This window comes from Sporosarcina sp. AD_1 (assembly GCF_057373025.1).
In genome coordinates this window covers 218,464-236,860 of the sequence record NZ_JBPVIR010000002.1, presented here as the reverse complement: position 1 = coordinate 236,860, position 18,397 = coordinate 218,464, and the positions used below count along the sequence as shown (strand labels likewise).

Below are 18,397 nucleotides of genomic sequence, written 5' to 3'. Positions count from 1 at the left end.
TTATGCTTGTCCAACCTTAAATAACCCACCTATTTCATTTTTTTCGCATAAAGAATTGCATATAGCGTTTTAGCATCGAAAACTTCCCCATCTGCCACCAACTGTTCGGCTTCTTCTATCGTACATTCCAAAATATCAATAAACTCATCTTCATCACCCGCTGCCGGATTTTCAACTTTTTGCAGACCCGTTGCTACATATAAATGAATGACTTCGTCCGCAAATCCCGGCGAAGTCGCAAAGGATTGAATGTATTCGAATTGCTCTGCTCGATACCCTGTTTCTTCCTCCAATTCCCGGATAGCCGTAATCCGCTTGTCTTCACCGGGTTCAATTTTCCCGGCCGGTATTTCTACCAGTGTCCGCTCAAGCGCTTTTCTGAACTGACGCACAAAGACCACTTTGCCTTCCGCTGTAACTGCTAAAACAGCCACTGCCCCAGGATGTTTCACGAGCTCCCTTTTCGCCAGCTTTCCATCAGGCAATTCTACGTCCTCCACACGAAGAGAAATGACTTTTCCTTCAAAAATCGTCTCGCTGGCAACCGTCTTCTCAGTATGACCCACCGTTTCTCACAACCTTTCTTAGTCATCAAGCATGCTGCTTTTACTTTTTACAATGACATTGTAACATGAACAAAACGGGAGGTGCTTTTAATGAAAAAAAGAAGATTGGGAAATAGTGATTTGTATGTTTCAGAACTCGGACTTGGCTGCATGTCCCTTCCACAAGACAAAAGGGAAGCCACGGAAATTATCGAGACCGCTTTTGAGGCAGGAATAAATTTCTTCGATACTGCCGACCTCTATGATGGCGGCCACAACGAACAGCTTCTCGGCAATTTACTTTCATCAAGACGGGATCAAATTATTCTGGCGACCAAAGTGGGCAATCAAATGAATTCTGATGGCAGCAGCTGGACATGGAACCCGTCCAAAGCACATATTATGAATGCCGTTAAAGACAGCCTGCTGCGTCTCGGTACAGATTATATTGATCTCTATCAATTGCACGGAGGTACAATGGAAGACGATGCAGACGATACAATCGATGCGATGGAAACGTTAAAAAAAGAAGGGGTTATTAGACAATACGGCATCTCATCGATACGCCCCAATGTCATTGAACGCTTCCTCAAAAAAAGCGCTGCGGTTTCTGTAATGATACAATACAGCCTCCTCGACAGACGTCCAGAAGAATGGTTCAAGCTGATTTCGGACTTTGGCGTGTCAGTTATTACGAGAGGTACGCTGGCTAAAGGTTTCCTGACGATGGATGGTTTACAACGCGCAGAGCAGTCTGATGGTTTCGGCACATATTCAGCTAATGATCTATATGAAACACTTACCGTGCTAAATGAGAAGACAGAAGATATTCACGCAGCCTCGATTGCTTTCAACCTAACTGAGCCAGCTGTATCCAGTGTACTCGTTGGAGCCAGTTCCAAAAAACAATTGCTCGATTCGATCGTTGCATATGAAAAAGAGATGGACAACACAGTTCTCGAAGAGTTGAGAAATTCCGTCAGACTGGATCACTATCAGGAACACAGAGTCTGATAATATTGCATTTGCAGTTTGTAATCTTTCCGAAATACTTTTGTAATGATTAAGGTTAGTAATTGTGGGTATCCAATAGAATAGCAACATCTACTACAATTACTAACTAAGGATTACGGAGGAGATTACGATGAAATTTACAATTACAAATGATAAGAAGTGGTTGAAACTAGGCGCGGCAGCTTTACTATCTGTTTCCATGCTGGCAGCATGCGGTGATGATGACGACGATGATACAAACCTGGATGTAAATAACCCGCCAGCTGAAACTGATGATGGTACAGGCACTGATACGAACGTAGATTTGGATACGGATATGGATTCTGATACAGACGGAACAGGAACAGATACTGAAACTGACGACACTGGCACGGATACTGATACTAGCACCGATACAGACAGCAGCAAATAAGCAGCAAGTCTAGGAAGCTAAAAAAAACAAAAGGCGAAGGAAATCAACTGATTTCCTTCGCCTTTTCCGGTTATGAACTCTCTTTATTGCAAATGAGCCACTTCAGCCTCTTTTTCTACAGCAGGGCGCGTCACTTTTTTATTCTTTTTAACTGGCAGCATATTGAAGAGGATGTTGAGAACAATCGCTGTCAAACTTCCTGTCACAATACCGTTGCTAGTTAATATTTGAACTTCTTCAGGAAACATGCTAAATAAATCTGGCACGACAGAGACGCCAAGTCCAATACCTACTGAACATGCAATGATCATCGCATTTTCCTGTGACTCCATGACCACTTTACTCAACATTTTAATTCCTTGTGAAATGACCATGCCAAACATTGCTACCATCGCTCCGCCTAGAACAGATGTCGGAATCACTGTCGTGATCGCAGCGATTTTCGGCATTAATCCTAGAGAAATTAGCATGATGGCGGTAATCAAAATGATTTTTCTTGATTTCACACCTGATAATTGCATAAGGCCGACATTTTGAGAAAATGTCGTATACGGAAACGCATTGAATATCCCGCCGATAACGGATGCCAACCCCTCCGAACGATATCCTTTTGCCAAATCCTCTTTTGTTATTTCCTTCTCACAAATATCGCTCAATGCGAAATATGTGCCCGTCGATTCAACAAGGGAAACCATGGCCACGAGTGTCATCGTAATGATCGGAAGCAAATGGAATGAAGGCATACCGAGTTTAAATGGTACGACGACATGTAACATGGATGCCTCATGGACATTTGTAAAATCCACTACTCCCATGAAAATTGCCGCTACTGTTCCAGCTGCAAGCCCAAGCAAGATGGATATCGAACGGATAAACCCTGTTGAAAATTTGTAGATCAAAATAATGCATAACAAAGTGCCAAATGACAATAAAACATTAGCAGTGGAGCCGAAATCAGGTGAATCCAAACCGCCAGCCATATTGTTAATGGCAACTGGAATGAGTGTCACCCCAATGATCGTTACAACAGAACCTGTGACAACCGGCGGGAAAAACTTTACTAGCATCCCAAAATACCGGCTGATCAATACAATAATCAAACCTGAAGCGATGACAGACCCATAAATTGCAGAAACATCATATTTTGCTCCGATTGAAATCATCGGACCGACCGCTGTAAATGTACATCCGAGGACAACTGGCAAACCGATTCCAAAGAAACGGTTTGTCGTAATTTGAAGCAATGTTGCAATACCGCACATGAAAATATCGATTGACACTAAATATGTCAGCTGTTTTGGCGTGAGGCCAATTGCATCTCCGACAATCAAGGGAACGAGAATCGCTCCTGCATACATGGCAAGTAAATGTTGGAATCCAAGCAACGCGGATTTCATAGAGTTGACTCCTCTGCAAAGGTGACTTTACCATTTTCCAACGACTGAATAATAGCCAATGACTCCACACGGATGCCGCGATTCCGTAGCATCTCGCCGCCTGGCTGAAATCCTTTTTCGATCACGATTCCAACTCCGGCTAAACTTGCCCCTGCCTGTTCGACAATAGACAAAAGCCCTTCGACAGCTTGGCCATTCGCCAGAAAGTCATCTATTAAAAGGACATGATCATCTTGCGACAGATAATCTTTGGATACTGAGATTTCATTTTTCTCTTCTTTAGTAAAGGAGTGAACGCTAGCCGAATATAGTTCGTTGATCAAAGTGAGAGACTTTCTCTTTCTTGCAAACACTACTGGAACACCTAATACCAGTCCAGTCATCATCGCGGGTGCAATTCCAGAGGACTCCAAAGTAACAATCTTCGTAATCCCTTCCCCTTTGAATTTTTCCGCAAATTCATTCCCGATCTCTTGCATAAGAACAGGATCAATTTGGTGATTCAAAAATGAGTCGACTTTCAAGATTTGATCTGACAATACTTTGCCATCCATGCTGATTTTGTCTTCTAGCTTCTTCACGTATACTTCCTCCTATTTGTTTCACAATCAACAAAAAAGCCCGTTGACCGTGCATCCATTCATGACATGAGTGGAGCAGGGCCTCCGGGCTTATAGCCGAACGAAGTATAAAGGACATACCAAAAGGCACGCCTTCTTCCCATTGCTTCCTCATAGTCGATTTGTTTACGGCAAATCGGTAGAAACTTGCAGGCCATATCCCCGCGATTATATGAGTGGATGTTTTAGAATGTTTTCAGTATAACATGTGAAATCGAAATTTCAACAGGGTAATAAATAGAAGATGATTTTCTATTTTTCGAAAAACAATCGGTAAACATTACGTCTTCGTAACTTTTTCATCACAAAAATAACAAATAGGCTATACGTCATTTTGATGCAAAAAAGTAGTTTAGAAAACTCATATCAGGCTATATAAGAAGTGTAAGATACAACAACAAATTTAAACAAAGGAGACGATGTAAAATGGCTAGAAACAACGAAAATAATAACGAAAACAGAGGAAAAATGTCACTTGAAGAAGCGGGCCGCAAAGGTGGAGAAGCTACTGCGAAAAACCACGACCGCGGTTTCTATGAAGAAATTGGCCGCAAAGGCGGAGAAGCTACTGCTAAAAAACACGACCGTGATTTCTACGAAGAAATTGGCCGTAAAGGCGGAGAAGCTACTGCTAAAAATCATGACCGTGATTTCTATGAAGAAATCGGCCGCAAAGGCGGAGAAGCCCGCGCTAAACAAGACGGCAACAACTATAATAACTAATCCTTATTTACAACCAATAATACGGCAGACAACTAGAATATGTTGTCTGCCGTTTTTATATTTCCAGCTCCAGAATAACGGGACAATGATCGCTCCCCATAATATGGTGGTCGATGCCGGCACCTTTCATCGCCTTCTGTAGTTGTTCAGAAACAAGAAAATAATCAATGCGCCAGCCGATATTTCGTTCTCTCACCTTATTCATGTACGACCACCACGTATAAGCCCCTTCTCTGTCCGGATAAAAATGCCTGAATGAATCAATAAAACCTGCTTCCAGCAACAAGTCCATCTTGCTTCGTTCTTCGTATGTGAATCCAGAATTGCCGATATTGGATTTCACATTCTTTATATCCAGTTCCTGATGGGCCACATTCAAATCGCCGCAATAGATGACCGGCTTGCGTTCAATTAACTTTGTCAGATGCTCCCTTATTTTATCCTCCCAAGCCAATCTGAATGGAAGACGCGCCAAATCACGTTGCGAATTGGGAACATAGGCATTCACCAAAATAAAATTCTCGAATTCCGCTGTTATAATGCGTCCTTCCTCTTCGTCCTCTTCCTCACCAATGCCATAATAGACCCCTAGGGGTTTTTCCTTTGTAAAAACAGCTGTACCGGAATACCCTTTTTTCAAGGCATAGTTCCAATATTGATAATATCCTTCCACCGGCAAATCAATTTGCCCTTCTTGCAATTTCGTCTCTTGCACACAAAAAATATCTGCATTTACTTCGGCAAAGTAATCGAGAAAACCCTTTTTCACGCAAGCCCGTAATCCGTTCACATTCCAAGAAACCAGTTTCATTTCCATCCCTACTATTCTATCTGTAAATTAATGGAGCGTATTTTCAACTAAATAGTTTGATACGTCAATCTCCATTTCTTCCTCAAGTGCCATATGAGCCAGCTGCTTCCCTAAAAATGGCCCAACTGTCAAACCTGATGCGCCAAGGCCATTGGCAAATATAACATTCGAAACTTCCGGCAGCTTTCCAATCACCGGCAAAAAACCGGCAGTGAATGGCCGAAAACCGACCCTAGTCTCGATATATTCAGCATCACTCAATGCAGGTGCGATGTCTAACGCTTTATTCAATACCTCATTTATGCCGCCTGCCGTCGGCTTGCCATTCATACCCTGTTCATCTTCATGGGTTGCGCCTGCCACTATCTTTCCATTAGGAAAAGCCAGCATATATTGGTCATTTGGAGGCATGACGACGGGCCATGTAGCAGTTTCCTCATCTGCTGCCTTCATATGGGCGATTTGAGCTTTTTGGCCTCTCACTTCAATTGGTATGCCAATTTGACGGGTAAGTTCACCAGCCCAGCACCCTGCCGTGATGATAACCTGTTTCGCTTCTATTTTTTTGCCATCGATCCAGACTTCCACATTTCCTTCAGCGTCCCTCTGAAGGGATGCAGAACCATTTATGATTTTCAGCCCTTTCAGTTCGGCTCCTTGTAGCAAAGCATCACGCAACATCCGGCCATCAACACGCGCTGCGCCACTCACATACAAAGAAGAAAATCGGTTGGAGAGATACGGAAATAACGATACCGTTTCCTTTTCATCCAACTGTCGCAAATCACCGATTTCAGGAGCTTCCTCCCTGCGCCAAAGTGCACGCTCCTCCATCTTTGCCAGTTTCTCAGGATCGGTATGAATACTGATTGCCCCTACTTTTCTGTAACCCGTCTCCAAGCCTTTTGATTCAAGCATTGGAATAAGTTCATGGTAATAGGCTGCGCCTGCCTTTGCCAGCAAATACCACGCTTTATTTCTGCGCTGGGACAACCAGGGACAAATGATTCCGGCAGCGGCATCTGTCGCCTGGCCGGAATCCTTTCGATCTATGAGCATGACATCCCTTCCTTGTCCGCTCAAATGATAGGCCGCGGAAGCACCGAGAATGCCTCCTCCGATAATAACAATTTGATCCATTCAACCACCCATTTTACGCTTTTCTTTATTGTACTTGCGTTTCAAGCGAATTACAAACCAGCTTTTTGAAAACGCTTTCAAAATTAAATAAATAATTTTACTATTCAGCTCTTTCTTTTTTCAAAAAAAGCAGTATAATGATTCTATTCGATAATTACGAGACACGAACCATTATGGTGATTGGCATTCGGCTGGAAAACTATTAGATTATGTTAAGGAGATTTGATGATTATGACGAGAACGCCCATCCAAGTAAAACTAGCAGAAACTAAAAAAGAGAAACCGAATGCGGAGACGCTTGTATTCGGTAGAACGTTCACGGATCATATGTTCGTTGCGGATTTTGAAGAAGGAAAAGGTTGGCATAGCCACCGAATTGTCCCGTACGAACCGATTTCCTTAGATCCCGCCTCAATTGTGTTCCACTACGGACAGACCGTTTTTGAAGGCATGAAAGCATATCGAAATGGAGAAGGTGTGATTCGGCTCTTCAGGCCAGAGGAAAATATGAAACGGTTAAACCTTTCCTTAGACCGTCTATGCATGCCTAAAATTGATGAGCAATCTGCATTGCACGGGTTGACCGAACTTTTACGGATTGAGAAAGACTGGATTCCGACAATGGAAGGCACATCATTGTATATCCGACCGTTCGTCATTGCGACAGAAGCGTTTCTCGGAGTTGCACCGGCAAGAAAGTATCAGTTCATCATTATCCTTTCCCCTGTCGGCTCTTATTACAAAGAAGGGATCCACCCTGTCAAGATCCTCGTGGAAAATGAATTTGTCCGTGCAGTTAAAGGGGGGACCGGCGGCGCCAAAACAGCTGGAAATTACGCTGCCGGACTGAAGGCTCAAGAAGTGGCGGATCAGCAAGGCTATTCCCAAGTCCTTTGGCTCGATGGAGTGGAACGAAAATATGTTGAAGAAGTAGGAAGCATGAACATCTTCTTTAAAATTAACGGAGAAATCGTCACACCCGCCATTAATGGCAGCATTTTAGAAGGGATAACACGAAAATCCATTCTTGATTTGCTTCGCCATTGGGAGATTCCGGTCTCTGAAAGAAAAATTTCGATGGAAGAGATTCGGGACGCGTACGAAAAGGGAATTTTGGAGGAAGTGTTCGGTACAGGTACCGCTGCTGTCATCTCCCCTGTAGGTGAATTAAATTGGGATGGCTATAAAATGATCGTTAATAATGGAAAAACAGGCGACCTTTCCATGAAACTATACAATACGCTTACTAATATCCAAACCGGCAAAGAAGAAGACCCTTTCAACTGGGTGCAAAAAATCGTACAGGAATATGCGAAACTGGCATGATCATAAAAAAGACGTCCACTCCATTTTTGGAATCGACGTCTTTTTTTCTTCGGCTTAACATCTTCCGAATGTATGTTTCTAGGCAATTTTTTGATAACGGTTTAAAAGCTTGTCTAAATCTTGACTGCATGCTATGACATCTGGGTGTGTAAATCCATTCCGCTTCGCCATTTTGTACATCATGATCCGCTTCATCTGAATTTGTAATGACAACAACTCTTTTTGCAAATTGTCCTTCACGACCCGCTTCCTCCATACTTTGTTTTTTTCACACTTGTCCTATCGTACTTCATTAAATTTAAAAAGAATGTCGGATTTTGATCAGTTTGCATACTTTTTATTACATGTTCACAAATTCGTCACAATTATATTGTTTTTTTCGTACTTTCGGTGTGTGACATGACAATAGGTGAGTGGATTAGACCACAACTGCATTATTTTACGGCAGATTGCTCGAATAAATGAGATTACCCAGTTATTGACAGGACCGTTCGTATGTGCATGGGAAGTTCTAGTATGTTACTGTTAGTGCTCGTGTATGCTTGGGAACCGCTTGTATGTTTGCCGGGAGTACTCGTATTATCTGGGCGACCGCTTTTCCACTGACTTGAAGTGGGTTACCACCGTTCCTCGAGGCTTTACCACCGACTTGAGGGGTATTACCACCGACTCTTGGGGCTTTACCACCGACTTGAGGGGTATTACCACCGACTCTTGGGGCTTTACCACCGACTTGAGAGGTGTTACCACCGACTCGAGGGGTATTACCTCCGATACATACATTATTACAACCTCTCCACATGTTTATTAACAAAAAATCTCATCAGTCATTACTTAGCTAACAATTCGGGTGTTTCTCCATGATCTATAGAAAGTTTAGTCGGTGCTTCTCTTTCACCAGGTAATCTAATGTAAAAATTGCTACTCGGCTTGGCTGATTTCTTACAAAACTCGGTCATTAGCGAATCTGCTCGGCTTATTTGTAGTTGGCTTCCTTCCGCCCTCCTAATCTTGCGTTCAACAGCCTTTCCAGTTCAGTCATTTTACTGTCCCGTGGCGCGACTCGAATATTATTATGAGTGCTCGTATCCCCCAGCCAACCTCTCGCATAGCACCCTAACTGCTCGTTTCCTCCCCACAACCGCTCGCATCTCCCACTCCCCTCATCCATTTTCAACGCCAAACTTTCCTCATTCCCCCTTAGTATTCTCAAACTACCATCTGCATAATACATGCCCCGTGTGAACGTACTGATTCACTTACCTGGGATACCGCATTTGATTAGCACGGGAGTCATAGCGTCCATCAAAAAAGACTGTCCAGCGATTCAGTTTACACTGATTTCTGGACAGTCATTCTATGTCTATTATTAAAATTTAGATCCTGCGTCGCCATACTCATCAAGTAGTTCGGCAAAACTTTTATTCTTCTCTTTTTCCCGCCGTTCCCGCTTTAATTGTTCTTGTCTTTTTTCCTCTTCCGCTTTTTCTTTAGCAGACAGTTCCATCTTTGTCGCTTTTAACTTCGCTAATATGTCCTCATTTAACGCGTCTGACAGCGTCAGTTTTTCTTCTTTTTCTTTTTTTGGTGCGTGTGATTGAGTTTGTTTCTGTCTCTTTTTTGCCATATCCGTTCATGTCCCTTTCTCTATTAAGGACGCTGGACAATCGTAGCAACGCCTTGTCCGCCACCAATGCATAACGTGGCAAGTCCCGTTTTCGCGTCACGGCGTTTCATCTCGTGAAGCAATGTCACGAGTATGCGCGCACCGCTCGCACCAATCGGATGACCGAGGGCAATTGCGCCGCCATTGACATTTAGTTTTTCTTTATTGAATGACAACTCTCGGTCAACTGCCAAGGATTGAGCCGCAAATGCCTCATTGGCTTCGATCAAGTCAATTTCATCTAACCCGATCCCCGCCCGATCCAGTACATTCCTTACTGCTTGGACAGGACCAATTCCCATGATGGAAGGGTCTACGCCTGCATTCGCATTTGCTGTAATAACAGCAAGCGGTTCAATACCGAGTTCCTCTGCCTTTTCTTTCGACATGATGACAAAGGCGGCTGCACCGTCATTGATTCCCGAAGCATTGCCTGCCGTCACGCTTCCCTCTTTTTTGAAAGCAGGGCGTAGCTTTGATAATTTCTCAGCCGTTGTTCCTACTTTGACATATTCGTCCGTCTCAAAGATGATCGGATCACCTTTCCGCTGTGGAATATGAACAGGAACGATTTCTTCTTTAAACCGACCGCTTTCTATTGCCGCTGCTGCTTTCGCCTGTGAGTCCGCCGCGAATGCATCCTGCTCTTCGCGTGAGATGGTGTAACGGTCGCATAGATTTTCGGCTGTCATTCCCATATGGTAATCATTGAAAGCGCACCAAAGTCCATCCGCTATCATACTATCTACTAGTTTTTGATCTCCCATTTTGAATCCTTCTCTTGCATTTTTCATTAAGAAGGGTGCTTGGCTCATATTTTCCATGCCGCCTGCTACAATAATATCCGCATCGCCTGACACGATGGCTTGTCTCGCCAGATGGACTGCTTTCAGGCCGGAACCGCATACTTTATTGATCGTCATGGCAGGCACGGTTTCGGGCAGACCGGCTTTCACCGCAGCTTGCCTTGCCGGATTTTGGCCATTTCCAGCTTGAAGCACATTCCCCATAATGACCTCATCGACATGCTCAGGCTTGATGTTTGCCCGCTCGACTGCCTCCTTAATCACAATGGATCCGAGCTCTGCAGCCGAAACGTCTTTCAATGATCCTAGAAAAGACCCGATTGCTGTACGAACCGCACTAACAATTACTACCTCTTTCGTCATGAAAATCCCCCTCATTCTCTTTCACTTTTCCCCTGTCCTGCTTTCCAAGACCTTCCTAATTGCCGTCCCCTTTCGACGTCAAGTACAATGAAAGCGGGAGGGGAAGTTATGTTCATTTTACCAAAGAAAGTGACGATTATCGAGGTTGGACCTCGGGATGGCCTGCAAAATGAAAAAAGACAGGTGGATACCGATGACAAGTTGGCCTTCATCGACCATCTGCAGCAGGCTGGCATTGACGAAATGGAACTCACTTCATTTGTATCGCCGAAATGGGTGCCGCAAATGTCGGACGCCAAGGAGATTGTTGCTCAAACAAATCAAGTCGGCCGGCAATTTGTGCTGGCACCGAATGAAAAAGGGGCACAGCTGGCACTTGAAGCGGGAGCCAAAAGTATTGCTGTCTTTGTCGGGGTAAGTGATTCATTCAATCAAAAAAATATTAACCGTCCAACGAAAGATGCTGTTTTGGCACTTGAGCCCGTCATTAAAAACTTGAAACTGCAAAATATCTTTGTCAGAGCATGCATTTCCACCGCATTTTATTGTCCGTACGAGGGTAAAATCAATAGCAAGGATGTTCAATCGTTATGTGACTCCTTCGTTTCCATGGGAGTCGACGAATTAAGTGTCGCCGATACGGTTGGCAGAGCAAATCCAGTGGAATGCTACGAATTGTTCACGTTATTGAAGGAGACATTTTCCGACGTTTTATTGACTGCTCATTTTCATGATACGAGGAAAATGGCACTCGCCAACATTTTTGCATCCCTTCAAGCGGGAATTGACCGTTTCGATACTTCCGCAGGCGGATTAGGCGGCTGTCCGTTCGCTCCTGGAGCCACTGGCAATGTAGCAACCGAAGATGTTGTGCATATGCTCGATACATTAGGCATTCCGACAGGAGTAAGTGTAAAAAAAGTCTGTGAAGCGGTCGATCTTATTGCTCCGCATGTTTCAAGACCGATCGATTCAGGAATGTATAGATTGTATAAGAACGGCCAGTTGTAAAAGGAGCTGAGGGATTGAAGAGGCGTATCGTATATATCACCGGGTTGATCGGCAGTGTAACCACTGCCCTGCTTTCCATTCTGGGTTTCGTCGCCACGAATCGCCTGATGTATATGAAATTGAAAGACAGCGATGTCATTTTGAAGCGGGAAGTTGGCGCGAAACGGTTTGATGAGCATTGGTATGAAACTGTCCGGAAAGAAGACCTATGGGTTGATTCCCCAAATGGGTATCCGCTGCGAGCCGTCTTTCTGAAACCTCTTGACACCAAGAAGACTGTCATCATTTGCCACGGCGTCACGGAAAATAAAATCAATTCAATGAAGTATGCCCGGCTGTTTGAAAGGCTCGGTTTTAATTCTGTCGTCTATGACCATCGCCGGCATGGCGACTCAGGAGGTAAAACAACGAGCTTCGGGTATTATGAAAAGCAGGACCTGCAAGCAATTGTCCATGCTGTCCGCAAACAAATCGGCAGCGAGGCGATTTTAGGTATCCATGGTGAATCCATGGGCGCCGCCACTACCATTTTGTATGGCGGTGAATTTGAAGAAGAAGCCGACTTTTATATTGTAGATTGTCCGTTTTCCGATTTCTCGGAACAAATTCTTCATATCCTCCGAATTAACACACCGCTTCGTTCAAGAATGACACTGCGTATTGCCAATTTATTTCTAAGAATTCGTGATGGCTATACAACCACATTGGTTTCGCCTCGTGAAGTGATCGGAAATGTTTCGAAGCCCATGCTATTCATTCATAGCCTGGAGGATGACTTTATTTTGCCTGAGATGACAAAGGAATTATTCGAATTAAAGCCAGACCAGAAACGGATGAAGCTTTTTGAAAAAGGGGCGCATGCAAAATCGTTTAACGAAAACTCGGAGGCGTACGAAGAGACGATTGAAGGTTTTCTAACCGAATACCATTTGATGAATTGATTGCCCCCGTCCTGATCACAAGGACGGGGTTTTTCATGAACAATTTGGACAAGTAAAAAGCCATCTTCCTTATCAATTTTCACGATAAGAAAGATGACTTGTCCCAATTAATTGAATTATGCCAAGAAAGATATATCCATTTTATGAACACGAACATGGCCGAAGTTTGATTTGATACAATCGTTACTCCTAACGATTTACAATCATTTCTTATCATTCAACTTGTTCATTTGTGCCATCATCTGATTAATCTTCTTTTGTGAAGGTTTTTGTCCCATTTGCATCATCATCATGCGCAGCATTTGCTCATTGATTGGCGGGTTTTCTTTCAGATATTTCATCATGTATTGACGTGCCATGAAAAATCCAAGGGCCACACCAGCAATTAATGCGACGACGACAATTAGGATCCACCAAACTGTGCCCATCCGCTTTTACCTCCTTCACTTACCAAAATCAAGTTTACTCCACCATGATGGATTATACAACATCGGGATGCAATATGGCAATGACTCCATGCAAAATCGTTATTTTCCTTTCATCTACTTTTTTTATCCCCACATGTACAAAGGCCGTTCCTGAATGGCACCTTATGAATGGGGTGCATTTCAGGGACGGCCCTTTTTACGCGGTTCATTTATTACTAAAAAGAAATCATCTTTTCGGATACTAAGTGATTGGCATGTTTGACAGGCTTCAGCCATCCCCATTCACCAACACCTTCCATTACCGCAAAGTACCGGTCATGTGAACCGGATAATGCGACAAACAGATCCAAATCGAGCATTCTTGAGCCATCGCAATAGGCTTGTACAGAATAAGGGGACACCGAAATATAGATAGAACCTTTCATTGGATGCGTTAATCGATAGGTTCCTTCTTCTGCCTCGACAGAAGAAAAGTTTTTGCCTAAATGATCCATGATGGCCTGGTCAATTGTCAATTCTTCAATATGATCGCATAAGTATTGGATCTCTTGAGCTGGTTGCTGATGATTTGATTCTTCTTTTAACAGATCATAGAGCAAACGTTCCCGCCCAATGATAAATGATAGATATTCATTTTTCACTTTGTAAATTTCGTAAGATCTCACAACCATCACCCCCTTTGCTCTATCCTACACAATGTCATATGAAAAACTTGTCAGTTTGTGTTAAATAATTTCACTATTATTGTCGTATGAGTATGACAATTCAATCTATTTAATGTTTGTTGATATAATATTCCATACCCTGTTCCTATTATTTCAAACGATTCAGCATAATTTCGTAAACGCTAATAACAAAGAAGCGTTGGGATCAACTATTCCCAACGCTCCCCTGCGATTATTAACCAATCAGCTTTTTAACTTTATTAACAACATTCTCTACCGTAAAGCCATATTGCTCAATTACTGTGTCTCCAGGGGCACTTGCGCCAAATGTATCGATGCCGAGGACATCCCCTTCAGTCCCTGTATACTTGTGCCAGCCGAGCGAAGATCCCATCTCGATAGCCAGACGCTTCGTAATGGATTTAGGCAATACGGTTTCCTTATACGCTTCATCTTGCTGGTCAAACAGATTCCAGGAAGGCATGGAAACGACAGATACCTCGATTCCTTCCTTCTTTAAGCTTTCTTGTGCTTTGACTGCCAATCCTACTTCAGAACCCGTTGCGATCAAAATGGCATCTGCGGTTTCTTTGCCTGCTGGCGAAACGACATATGCACCTTTTTTCACTTGTTCCATCGCCAATTCACCGGACTTTTCGAGAACCGGCAAGTTTTGACGGGAAAGTACGAGTAATGTCGGTGTGTCTTGTGATGTGACCGCAATATTCCAGGCAGCTGAAGTTTCGTTGCCGTCTGCTGGACGAATGACGTTCAGTCCTGGCATCGCACGGTAGGAAGCCAAGTGCTCTACAGGCTCATGTGTCGGTCCATCTTCCCCTACAGCGATGCTGTCATGAGTGAAGACGTATGTGACCGGCAAGCCCATTAGCGCTGAAAGTCTAATAGCAGGTCGGACGTAATCACTAAAGACAAAGAACGTACCGCCAAATACATTCAAACCGCCATGCAGCGCCATACCATTAAGTGCCGCACCCATTCCGAACTCACGAACACCAAACCAGATATTTCGGCCAGCATAATTTCCTGGCAGGAAGTCGCCTTCCCCTTTCATTGAAGTTTTGTTAGAACCGGCCAAATCGGCACTTCCGCCAAAGAAGGATGGAAGCTTCTTAGCAATTGCATTGATGGCATCGCCTGAAGCGGAACGGGTCGCAACCGATTTGCCTGTTTCATAAGAAGGCAATGCTTCTGTGACTTCGCTTGGAATTTCATTTTGGATCGCACGTTTCAATTGCTGTGCAAGTTCTCCGTGTTCTGCTTCGTATTGAGCAAAAAGGTCATTCCAGCGTTGTTCTTCCAGCACGCCAAGACGGTCGGTCGCTTCTTTAAACGTTTCATAAACGCCATCCGGAACGTGGAAGTCTTCCTCGTAAGTCCATTTGTAGTATTCTTTTGTCAGCTTCATTTCATCTTCGCCAAGCGGCGCACCATGGACATCCGCTTTGCCTGATTTATTCGGAGAGCCGTAGCCGATGACAGTTTTTACTTCAATAATCGTCGGTCCGCCTGAGTTCGACTTCGCCTGTTCAATTGCTTTGGAGACTAAACCGATATTGTTGCCGTCTTCGACCCGGATGTAATTCCAGCCGTATGATTCAAAACGTTTTTGAATATTTTCAGTGAAGGACATATCGAGCTCGCCATCCAAAGAAATGTCATTGCTGTCATAGAGAACGATGAGTTTATCCAACTGGAGGTGGCCAGCCAATGAGATTGATTCGGCTGCTACCCCTTCCATTAGGTCTCCGTCGCCACAAAGAGCATACGTATAATGGTCAATTACGTCGTAGCCTGGTTTGTTGTATGTGGCAGCCAAATGCTTTTCAGCCATCGCCATGCCGACCGCCATTCCGATCCCTTGACCGAGTGGGCCAGTTGTCGCTTCGACGCCTGCTGTATGCCCATACTCAGGATGTCCTGGCGTCTTGGAGCCCCATTGTCTGAAGTTCTTAATTTCATCCATCGAAAGTCCGTATCCGCTAAGATGGAGCAAGCTGTAAAGCAGCATTGAGCCATGCCCTGCAGAGAGGACAAAACGATCTCGGTTGAACCATTCTGGATTCGATGGGTTATGTTTCATATGTTTGGTCCAAAGAGTGTATGCCATCGGAGCAGCTCCCATCGGCAATCCAGGGTGTCCTGAATTCGCTTTTTCAATCGCATCAATAGATAATGTGCGAATGGTATTAATGGCTAGTTGATCGATTTGTTCGGTCATGTCTGTCATCCTTCCTGTTTCCATCTCTAGTAGATCTAATTAAAGTATTCCCACTCTAGTGTAGTCAAAATGAAGGAGAAATACAAATCGAGTTTGACCGGCTTGCCGTAAAACTCAATTTCTATCACTTTATCTCAATTCAACCTGCCTTCGTTTTTCATCTTATCAATTCGGATACTTTTTATTGCGGGCATCTTTCACCTTTTGAGGTGTCACGTCGTTCCCTTCCGGATCGATCACTTTCACACTCTCAATCGTATTTCGCATGGAAGTCCGCAATGATTGCAAGTACTCCTTCCGCAAGGCTGTTTGTTCCTTTGCCTCTTCTATCGATAACCCTGTTGTCTTTGATTTGTTTGAAAGCTCGTTGATTCGTTTAATTTTGTCTTCTGATAGCATTTCTGTGGTCCTCCTAAAAAATCGAATATACCGCTATCATAAAAAGTATACAAAAACAGCAGGAAGTGCAACCATTCAGCCTTCCTGCTGTTCTTCATATTCTTTATATCTTCGGTGGACTGTCGCTTTGCTGATGGAGTGGCCAAGCCCTTTCAAAATACCTGTAATCTCTTCGAAAGTCAGTCCTTTTTTTCGCAGTGAAACAATTTCTTCCGTCGGAACGTCCAAGCGCTCACGGCCTTCGCTGTTCCCTTTGTTCTTCAAGTTCTTCTCCGGCCGGTATCCTTGTATAACTGCTCTTTTCATTCCACGTCTAATTTTCGCGTTATGAATTTTCCGCTGGTATTCTTCCACTATAGATAATATTTCTAATAACATTGTATCCATCTCATTCAATTGCAGCGGGCCACTGTCATGATTTGTAATGACAGTCGTATTTGTCTTCGCAAGCAAATGTAAAATAGCGACTCTGGCATTCCCTCTTCCCAGCCGTGTCTCGTCCTGAATCAGAACAGCTTCAATGCCTTCCCGCTTTACAAATTCAAGAAGGCTGAGCAAACCTTCCCTGTCAATATCATAGCCGCTATGCTTATCAGAGAAGGTTTGTACCAGCTCATAGCCCATCTCTGCGGCAAGTGCTGCCAGCTCTTCTTGTTGCCTTACAAGGGAAATTTCCTGCTCATTTTTTTCCGTACTCACACGAGTATATAAAACGCACCTCATCCGGCCCCTCATTATTTTCCTTCTCCAGCCAGCTCGAAATGATCCATTTCGACAGGAGCCGTTTTAACTTGAGGCACTTTCAACCGATCACCCGTTCGAATGAAAGATGAATCCAAATCATTCATAGCCATCACATCATCGATCCACTTATCAATTCTCTTGCCGTCAGACAGCACGGTGGCCAGCTGCCATAGCGTGTCGCCTTCCGATACTGTTATTTCTGTAAATACTGCTGGTTCCTTATGTTTGTAAGTTCCGATCCATGTGAATGAAATGCTTGTCGCCATGATTAAAATCAGAAATATGTATTTTTGTAAGAATCTCATTAGAACGCCCTCCTAGAATGTCTGTTCGGAATGTTTGTTCTCATTATAGGATAGGAAATTTCCCTTGTCAACCTATTTTCGAACCTCTGTTTGCCATTTAACCGAACACCTGTTATACTATCGGTAAGGAATCATTCGGTCATGTGCGTTAGCAATCTTTCGAGTATGACTAGATTAGAGGGGTGAGACGTTTGAAGAAAATTTCTAAGAGACAGCAGGACATTTTGACATTTATTAAAGAAGAAGTTCGGTTAAAAGGGTACCCGCCATCCGTACGGGAAATCGGAGAAGCGGTCGGCCTTGCTTCCAGTTCAACCGTTCATGGCCACTTGGCCAGGCTAGAGAGCAAAGGGTTCATCAGACGGGATCCGACAAAGCCAAGAGCAATTGAAATATTGGATCCGGAGGGGCTTGATGCATTAAAGCCTGGTGTTCTCCACGTTCCATTAGTCGGTAAGGTTACAGCAGGACAACCTATTACGGCAATTGAAAATATAGAAGAGTACTTTCCACTTCCGGAGACGTACGGTACTTCAGATGACCAATTATTCATGCTGGAAATTGTCGGTGACAGTATGATTGAAGCCGGCATTCTGAATGGTGACTATGTTGTCGTGAAACAGCAGCATACTGCCAATAATGGCGAAATCGTCGTAGCAATGACAGAAGAGGATGAAGCGACTGTTAAGCGGTTCTATAAAGAAAAAGATTATTTCCGCCTGCAACCAGAAAATTCATCTATGGAACCGATTATCGTCAATTCCGTGTCCATACTGGGCAAGGTAATCGGCGTCTATCGGCTGATTCATTAAAAAAGCTGTTCCCGTTGCAAATACGGGAAC

Annotated in this window: 22 protein-coding genes and 1 riboswitch; of the genes, 7 read left to right on the top strand and 15 right to left on the bottom strand. The window is 43.8% G+C overall.

The window, feature by feature from the left end; all coding sequences use genetic code 11:
- Positions 1-29: 29 nt before the first annotated feature.
- The gene (locus ACSW3C_RS04395) at positions 30-566 is read right to left on the bottom strand and encodes an NUDIX hydrolase (protein ID WP_486561087.1); all 537 of its coding nucleotides are present in this window, start codon (positions 564-566) and stop codon (positions 30-32) included.
- 90 nt (positions 567-656) lie between these two features.
- Between ACSW3C_RS04395 and ACSW3C_RS04390 the strand changes: the two genes are divergently transcribed.
- Entirely contained in the window at positions 657-1,559 is a 903-nt protein-coding gene (locus ACSW3C_RS04390; RefSeq protein ID WP_486561086.1) for an aldo/keto reductase, read from the top strand.
- 130 nt (positions 1,560-1,689) lie between these two features.
- Positions 1,690-1,971, top strand: a complete 282-nt coding sequence (locus ACSW3C_RS04385) for a hypothetical protein (RefSeq protein ID WP_486561085.1) — start codon at positions 1,690-1,692, stop codon at positions 1,969-1,971.
- Positions 1,972-2,054: 83 nt separating this feature from the next.
- Here ACSW3C_RS04385 and ACSW3C_RS04380 read toward each other — a convergent pair whose 3' ends face one another.
- Entirely contained in the window at positions 2,055-3,368 is a 1,314-nt protein-coding gene (locus ACSW3C_RS04380) for a nucleobase:cation symporter-2 family protein (protein WP_486561084.1), read from the bottom strand.
- Positions 3,365-3,949 (bottom strand): xanthine phosphoribosyltransferase, encoded by a 585-nt coding sequence (locus ACSW3C_RS04375; RefSeq protein ID WP_486561083.1) that lies wholly within the window; start codon positions 3,947-3,949, stop codon positions 3,365-3,367. The genes ACSW3C_RS04380 and ACSW3C_RS04375 overlap by 4 nt, the downstream gene beginning before the upstream one ends.
- Positions 3,950-4,082: 133 nt before the next feature.
- A riboswitch (purine riboswitch) is annotated at positions 4,083-4,184 on the bottom strand.
- 230 nt (positions 4,185-4,414) lie between these two features.
- Between ACSW3C_RS04375 and ACSW3C_RS04370 the strand changes: the two genes are divergently transcribed.
- Positions 4,415-4,711, top strand: a complete 297-nt coding sequence (locus ACSW3C_RS04370) for a KGG domain-containing protein (RefSeq protein WP_486561082.1) — start codon at positions 4,415-4,417, stop codon at positions 4,709-4,711.
- A gap of 55 nt (positions 4,712-4,766) precedes the next feature.
- Here ACSW3C_RS04370 and ACSW3C_RS04365 read toward each other — a convergent pair whose 3' ends face one another.
- Both ACSW3C_RS04365 and ACSW3C_RS04360 read right to left on the bottom strand, forming a co-directional pair.
- On the bottom strand, positions 4,767-5,522 hold the full coding sequence (locus ACSW3C_RS04365) for an exodeoxyribonuclease III (RefSeq protein WP_486561081.1): 756 nt from the start codon (positions 5,520-5,522) through the stop codon (positions 4,767-4,769).
- A gap of 27 nt (positions 5,523-5,549) precedes the next feature.
- On the bottom strand, positions 5,550-6,662 hold the full coding sequence (locus tag ACSW3C_RS04360) for an NAD(P)/FAD-dependent oxidoreductase (RefSeq protein WP_486561080.1): 1,113 nt from the start codon (positions 6,660-6,662) through the stop codon (positions 5,550-5,552).
- A gap of 231 nt (positions 6,663-6,893) precedes the next feature.
- Here ACSW3C_RS04360 and ACSW3C_RS04355 point away from each other — a divergent pair, with 231 nt between their 5' ends.
- Positions 6,894-7,988 (top strand): branched-chain amino acid aminotransferase, encoded by a 1,095-nt coding sequence (locus ACSW3C_RS04355; RefSeq protein WP_486561504.1) that lies wholly within the window; start codon positions 6,894-6,896, stop codon positions 7,986-7,988.
- Positions 7,989-8,066: 78 nt separating this feature from the next.
- On the opposite strand, the gene ACSW3C_RS04350 is transcribed toward ACSW3C_RS04355, so the two are convergent.
- The 4 genes from ACSW3C_RS04350 to ACSW3C_RS04335 all read right to left on the bottom strand — a co-directional run bounded on the left by ACSW3C_RS04350 (position 8,067) and on the right by ACSW3C_RS04335 (position 10,823).
- Positions 8,067-8,228, bottom strand: a complete 162-nt coding sequence (locus ACSW3C_RS04350; RefSeq protein ID WP_238083883.1) for an aspartyl-phosphate phosphatase Spo0E family protein — start codon at positions 8,226-8,228, stop codon at positions 8,067-8,069.
- A gap of 736 nt (positions 8,229-8,964) precedes the next feature.
- Positions 8,965-9,171 carry a hypothetical protein gene (locus ACSW3C_RS04345; protein WP_486561079.1) on the bottom strand — a complete coding sequence of 69 codons (207 nt, stop codon included), beginning with the start codon at positions 9,169-9,171 and terminating at the stop codon, positions 8,965-8,967.
- Positions 9,172-9,357: 186 nt separating this feature from the next.
- Positions 9,358-9,615, bottom strand: coding sequence for a YqkE family protein (locus ACSW3C_RS04340; protein WP_486561078.1), 258 nt, complete (start codon positions 9,613-9,615; stop codon positions 9,358-9,360).
- A gap of 23 nt (positions 9,616-9,638) precedes the next feature.
- A complete protein-coding gene (locus ACSW3C_RS04335) occupies positions 9,639-10,823 on the bottom strand; it encodes an acetyl-CoA C-acetyltransferase (RefSeq protein ID WP_486561077.1) in 1,185 nt (394 codons plus the stop codon).
- A gap of 108 nt (positions 10,824-10,931) precedes the next feature.
- Here ACSW3C_RS04335 and ACSW3C_RS04330 point away from each other — a divergent pair, with 108 nt between their 5' ends.
- Both ACSW3C_RS04330 and ACSW3C_RS04325 read left to right on the top strand, forming a co-directional pair.
- Positions 10,932-11,834: a hydroxymethylglutaryl-CoA lyase gene (locus tag ACSW3C_RS04330; RefSeq protein ID WP_486561076.1), complete on the top strand. Its 903-nt coding sequence runs from the start codon at positions 10,932-10,934 to the stop codon at positions 11,832-11,834.
- Between the two features lie 14 nt (positions 11,835-11,848).
- Positions 11,849-12,775, top strand: coding sequence for an alpha/beta hydrolase (locus tag ACSW3C_RS04325; protein WP_486561075.1), 927 nt, complete (start codon positions 11,849-11,851; stop codon positions 12,773-12,775).
- A gap of 203 nt (positions 12,776-12,978) precedes the next feature.
- On the opposite strand, the gene ACSW3C_RS04320 is transcribed toward ACSW3C_RS04325, so the two are convergent.
- From ACSW3C_RS04320 to yneA, 6 genes are all read right to left on the bottom strand, one after another.
- Positions 12,979-13,203, bottom strand: coding sequence for a YneF family protein (locus ACSW3C_RS04320; RefSeq protein WP_486561074.1), 225 nt, complete (start codon positions 13,201-13,203; stop codon positions 12,979-12,981).
- A gap of 215 nt (positions 13,204-13,418) precedes the next feature.
- On the bottom strand, positions 13,419-13,868 hold the full coding sequence (gene sirA / locus ACSW3C_RS04315) for a sporulation inhibitor of replication protein SirA (RefSeq protein ID WP_486561073.1): 450 nt from the start codon (positions 13,866-13,868) through the stop codon (positions 13,419-13,421).
- Between the two features lie 235 nt (positions 13,869-14,103).
- Positions 14,104-16,107, bottom strand: coding sequence for a transketolase (gene tkt / locus ACSW3C_RS04310; protein ID WP_486561072.1), 2,004 nt, complete (start codon positions 16,105-16,107; stop codon positions 14,104-14,106).
- A gap of 165 nt (positions 16,108-16,272) precedes the next feature.
- A complete protein-coding gene (locus ACSW3C_RS04305; protein WP_486561071.1) occupies positions 16,273-16,506 on the bottom strand; it encodes a DUF896 domain-containing protein in 234 nt (77 codons plus the stop codon).
- Positions 16,507-16,581: 75 nt separating this feature from the next.
- On the bottom strand, positions 16,582-17,241 hold the full coding sequence (locus ACSW3C_RS04300; RefSeq protein WP_486561070.1) for a YneB family resolvase-like protein: 660 nt from the start codon (positions 17,239-17,241) through the stop codon (positions 16,582-16,584).
- Entirely contained in the window at positions 17,241-17,555 is a 315-nt protein-coding gene (yneA, locus tag ACSW3C_RS04295) for a cell division suppressor protein YneA (protein WP_486561069.1), read from the bottom strand. Before yneA ends, ACSW3C_RS04300 begins: the two co-directional genes overlap by 1 nt.
- Positions 17,556-17,746: 191 nt before the next feature.
- On the opposite strand from yneA, the gene lexA reads away from it, so the two are divergent.
- Complete coding sequence (gene lexA / locus ACSW3C_RS04290; RefSeq protein WP_207961941.1) at positions 17,747-18,367, top strand: transcriptional repressor LexA; 621 nt, start codon at positions 17,747-17,749, stop codon at positions 18,365-18,367.
- Positions 18,368-18,397 lie beyond the last annotated feature (30 nt).

Bases quoted from the DNA above. Each gene is read 5' to 3' on its own strand.
- ACSW3C_RS04305 (WP_486561071.1), bottom strand. From the start codon at position 16,506: ATGCTATCAGAAGACAAAATTAAACGAATCAACGAGCTTTCAAACAAA.
- ACSW3C_RS04300 (WP_486561070.1), bottom strand. From the start codon at position 17,241: ATGAGGGGCCGGATGAGGTGCGTTTTATATACTCGTGTGAGTACGGAA.
- ACSW3C_RS04335 (WP_486561077.1), bottom strand. From the start codon at position 10,823: ATGACGAAAGAGGTAGTAATTGTTAGTGCGGTTCGTACAGCAATCGGG.
- ACSW3C_RS04365 (WP_486561081.1), bottom strand. From the start codon at position 5,522: ATGAAACTGGTTTCTTGGAATGTGAACGGATTACGGGCTTGCGTGAAA.
- ACSW3C_RS04385 (WP_486561085.1), top strand. From the start codon at position 1,690: ATGAAATTTACAATTACAAATGATAAGAAGTGGTTGAAACTAGGCGCG.
- ACSW3C_RS04340 (WP_486561078.1), bottom strand. From the start codon at position 9,615: ATGGCAAAAAAGAGACAGAAACAAACTCAATCACACGCACCAAAAAAA.
- ACSW3C_RS04330 (WP_486561076.1), top strand. From the start codon at position 10,932: ATGTTCATTTTACCAAAGAAAGTGACGATTATCGAGGTTGGACCTCGG.
- yneA (WP_486561069.1), bottom strand. From the start codon at position 17,555: ATGAGATTCTTACAAAAATACATATTTCTGATTTTAATCATGGCGACA.
- ACSW3C_RS04355 (WP_486561504.1), top strand. From the start codon at position 6,894: ATGACGAGAACGCCCATCCAAGTAAAACTAGCAGAAACTAAAAAAGAG.
- ACSW3C_RS04380 (WP_486561084.1), bottom strand. From the start codon at position 3,368: ATGAAATCCGCGTTGCTTGGATTCCAACATTTACTTGCCATGTATGCA.
- tkt (WP_486561072.1), bottom strand. From the start codon at position 16,107: ATGACCGAACAAATCGATCAACTAGCCATTAATACCATTCGCACATTA.
- ACSW3C_RS04370 (WP_486561082.1), top strand. From the start codon at position 4,415: ATGGCTAGAAACAACGAAAATAATAACGAAAACAGAGGAAAAATGTCA.
- ACSW3C_RS04360 (WP_486561080.1), bottom strand. From the start codon at position 6,662: ATGGATCAAATTGTTATTATCGGAGGAGGCATTCTCGGTGCTTCCGCG.
- ACSW3C_RS04390 (WP_486561086.1), top strand. From the start codon at position 657: ATGAAAAAAAGAAGATTGGGAAATAGTGATTTGTATGTTTCAGAACTC.
- ACSW3C_RS04320 (WP_486561074.1), bottom strand. From the start codon at position 13,203: ATGGGCACAGTTTGGTGGATCCTAATTGTCGTCGTCGCATTAATTGCT.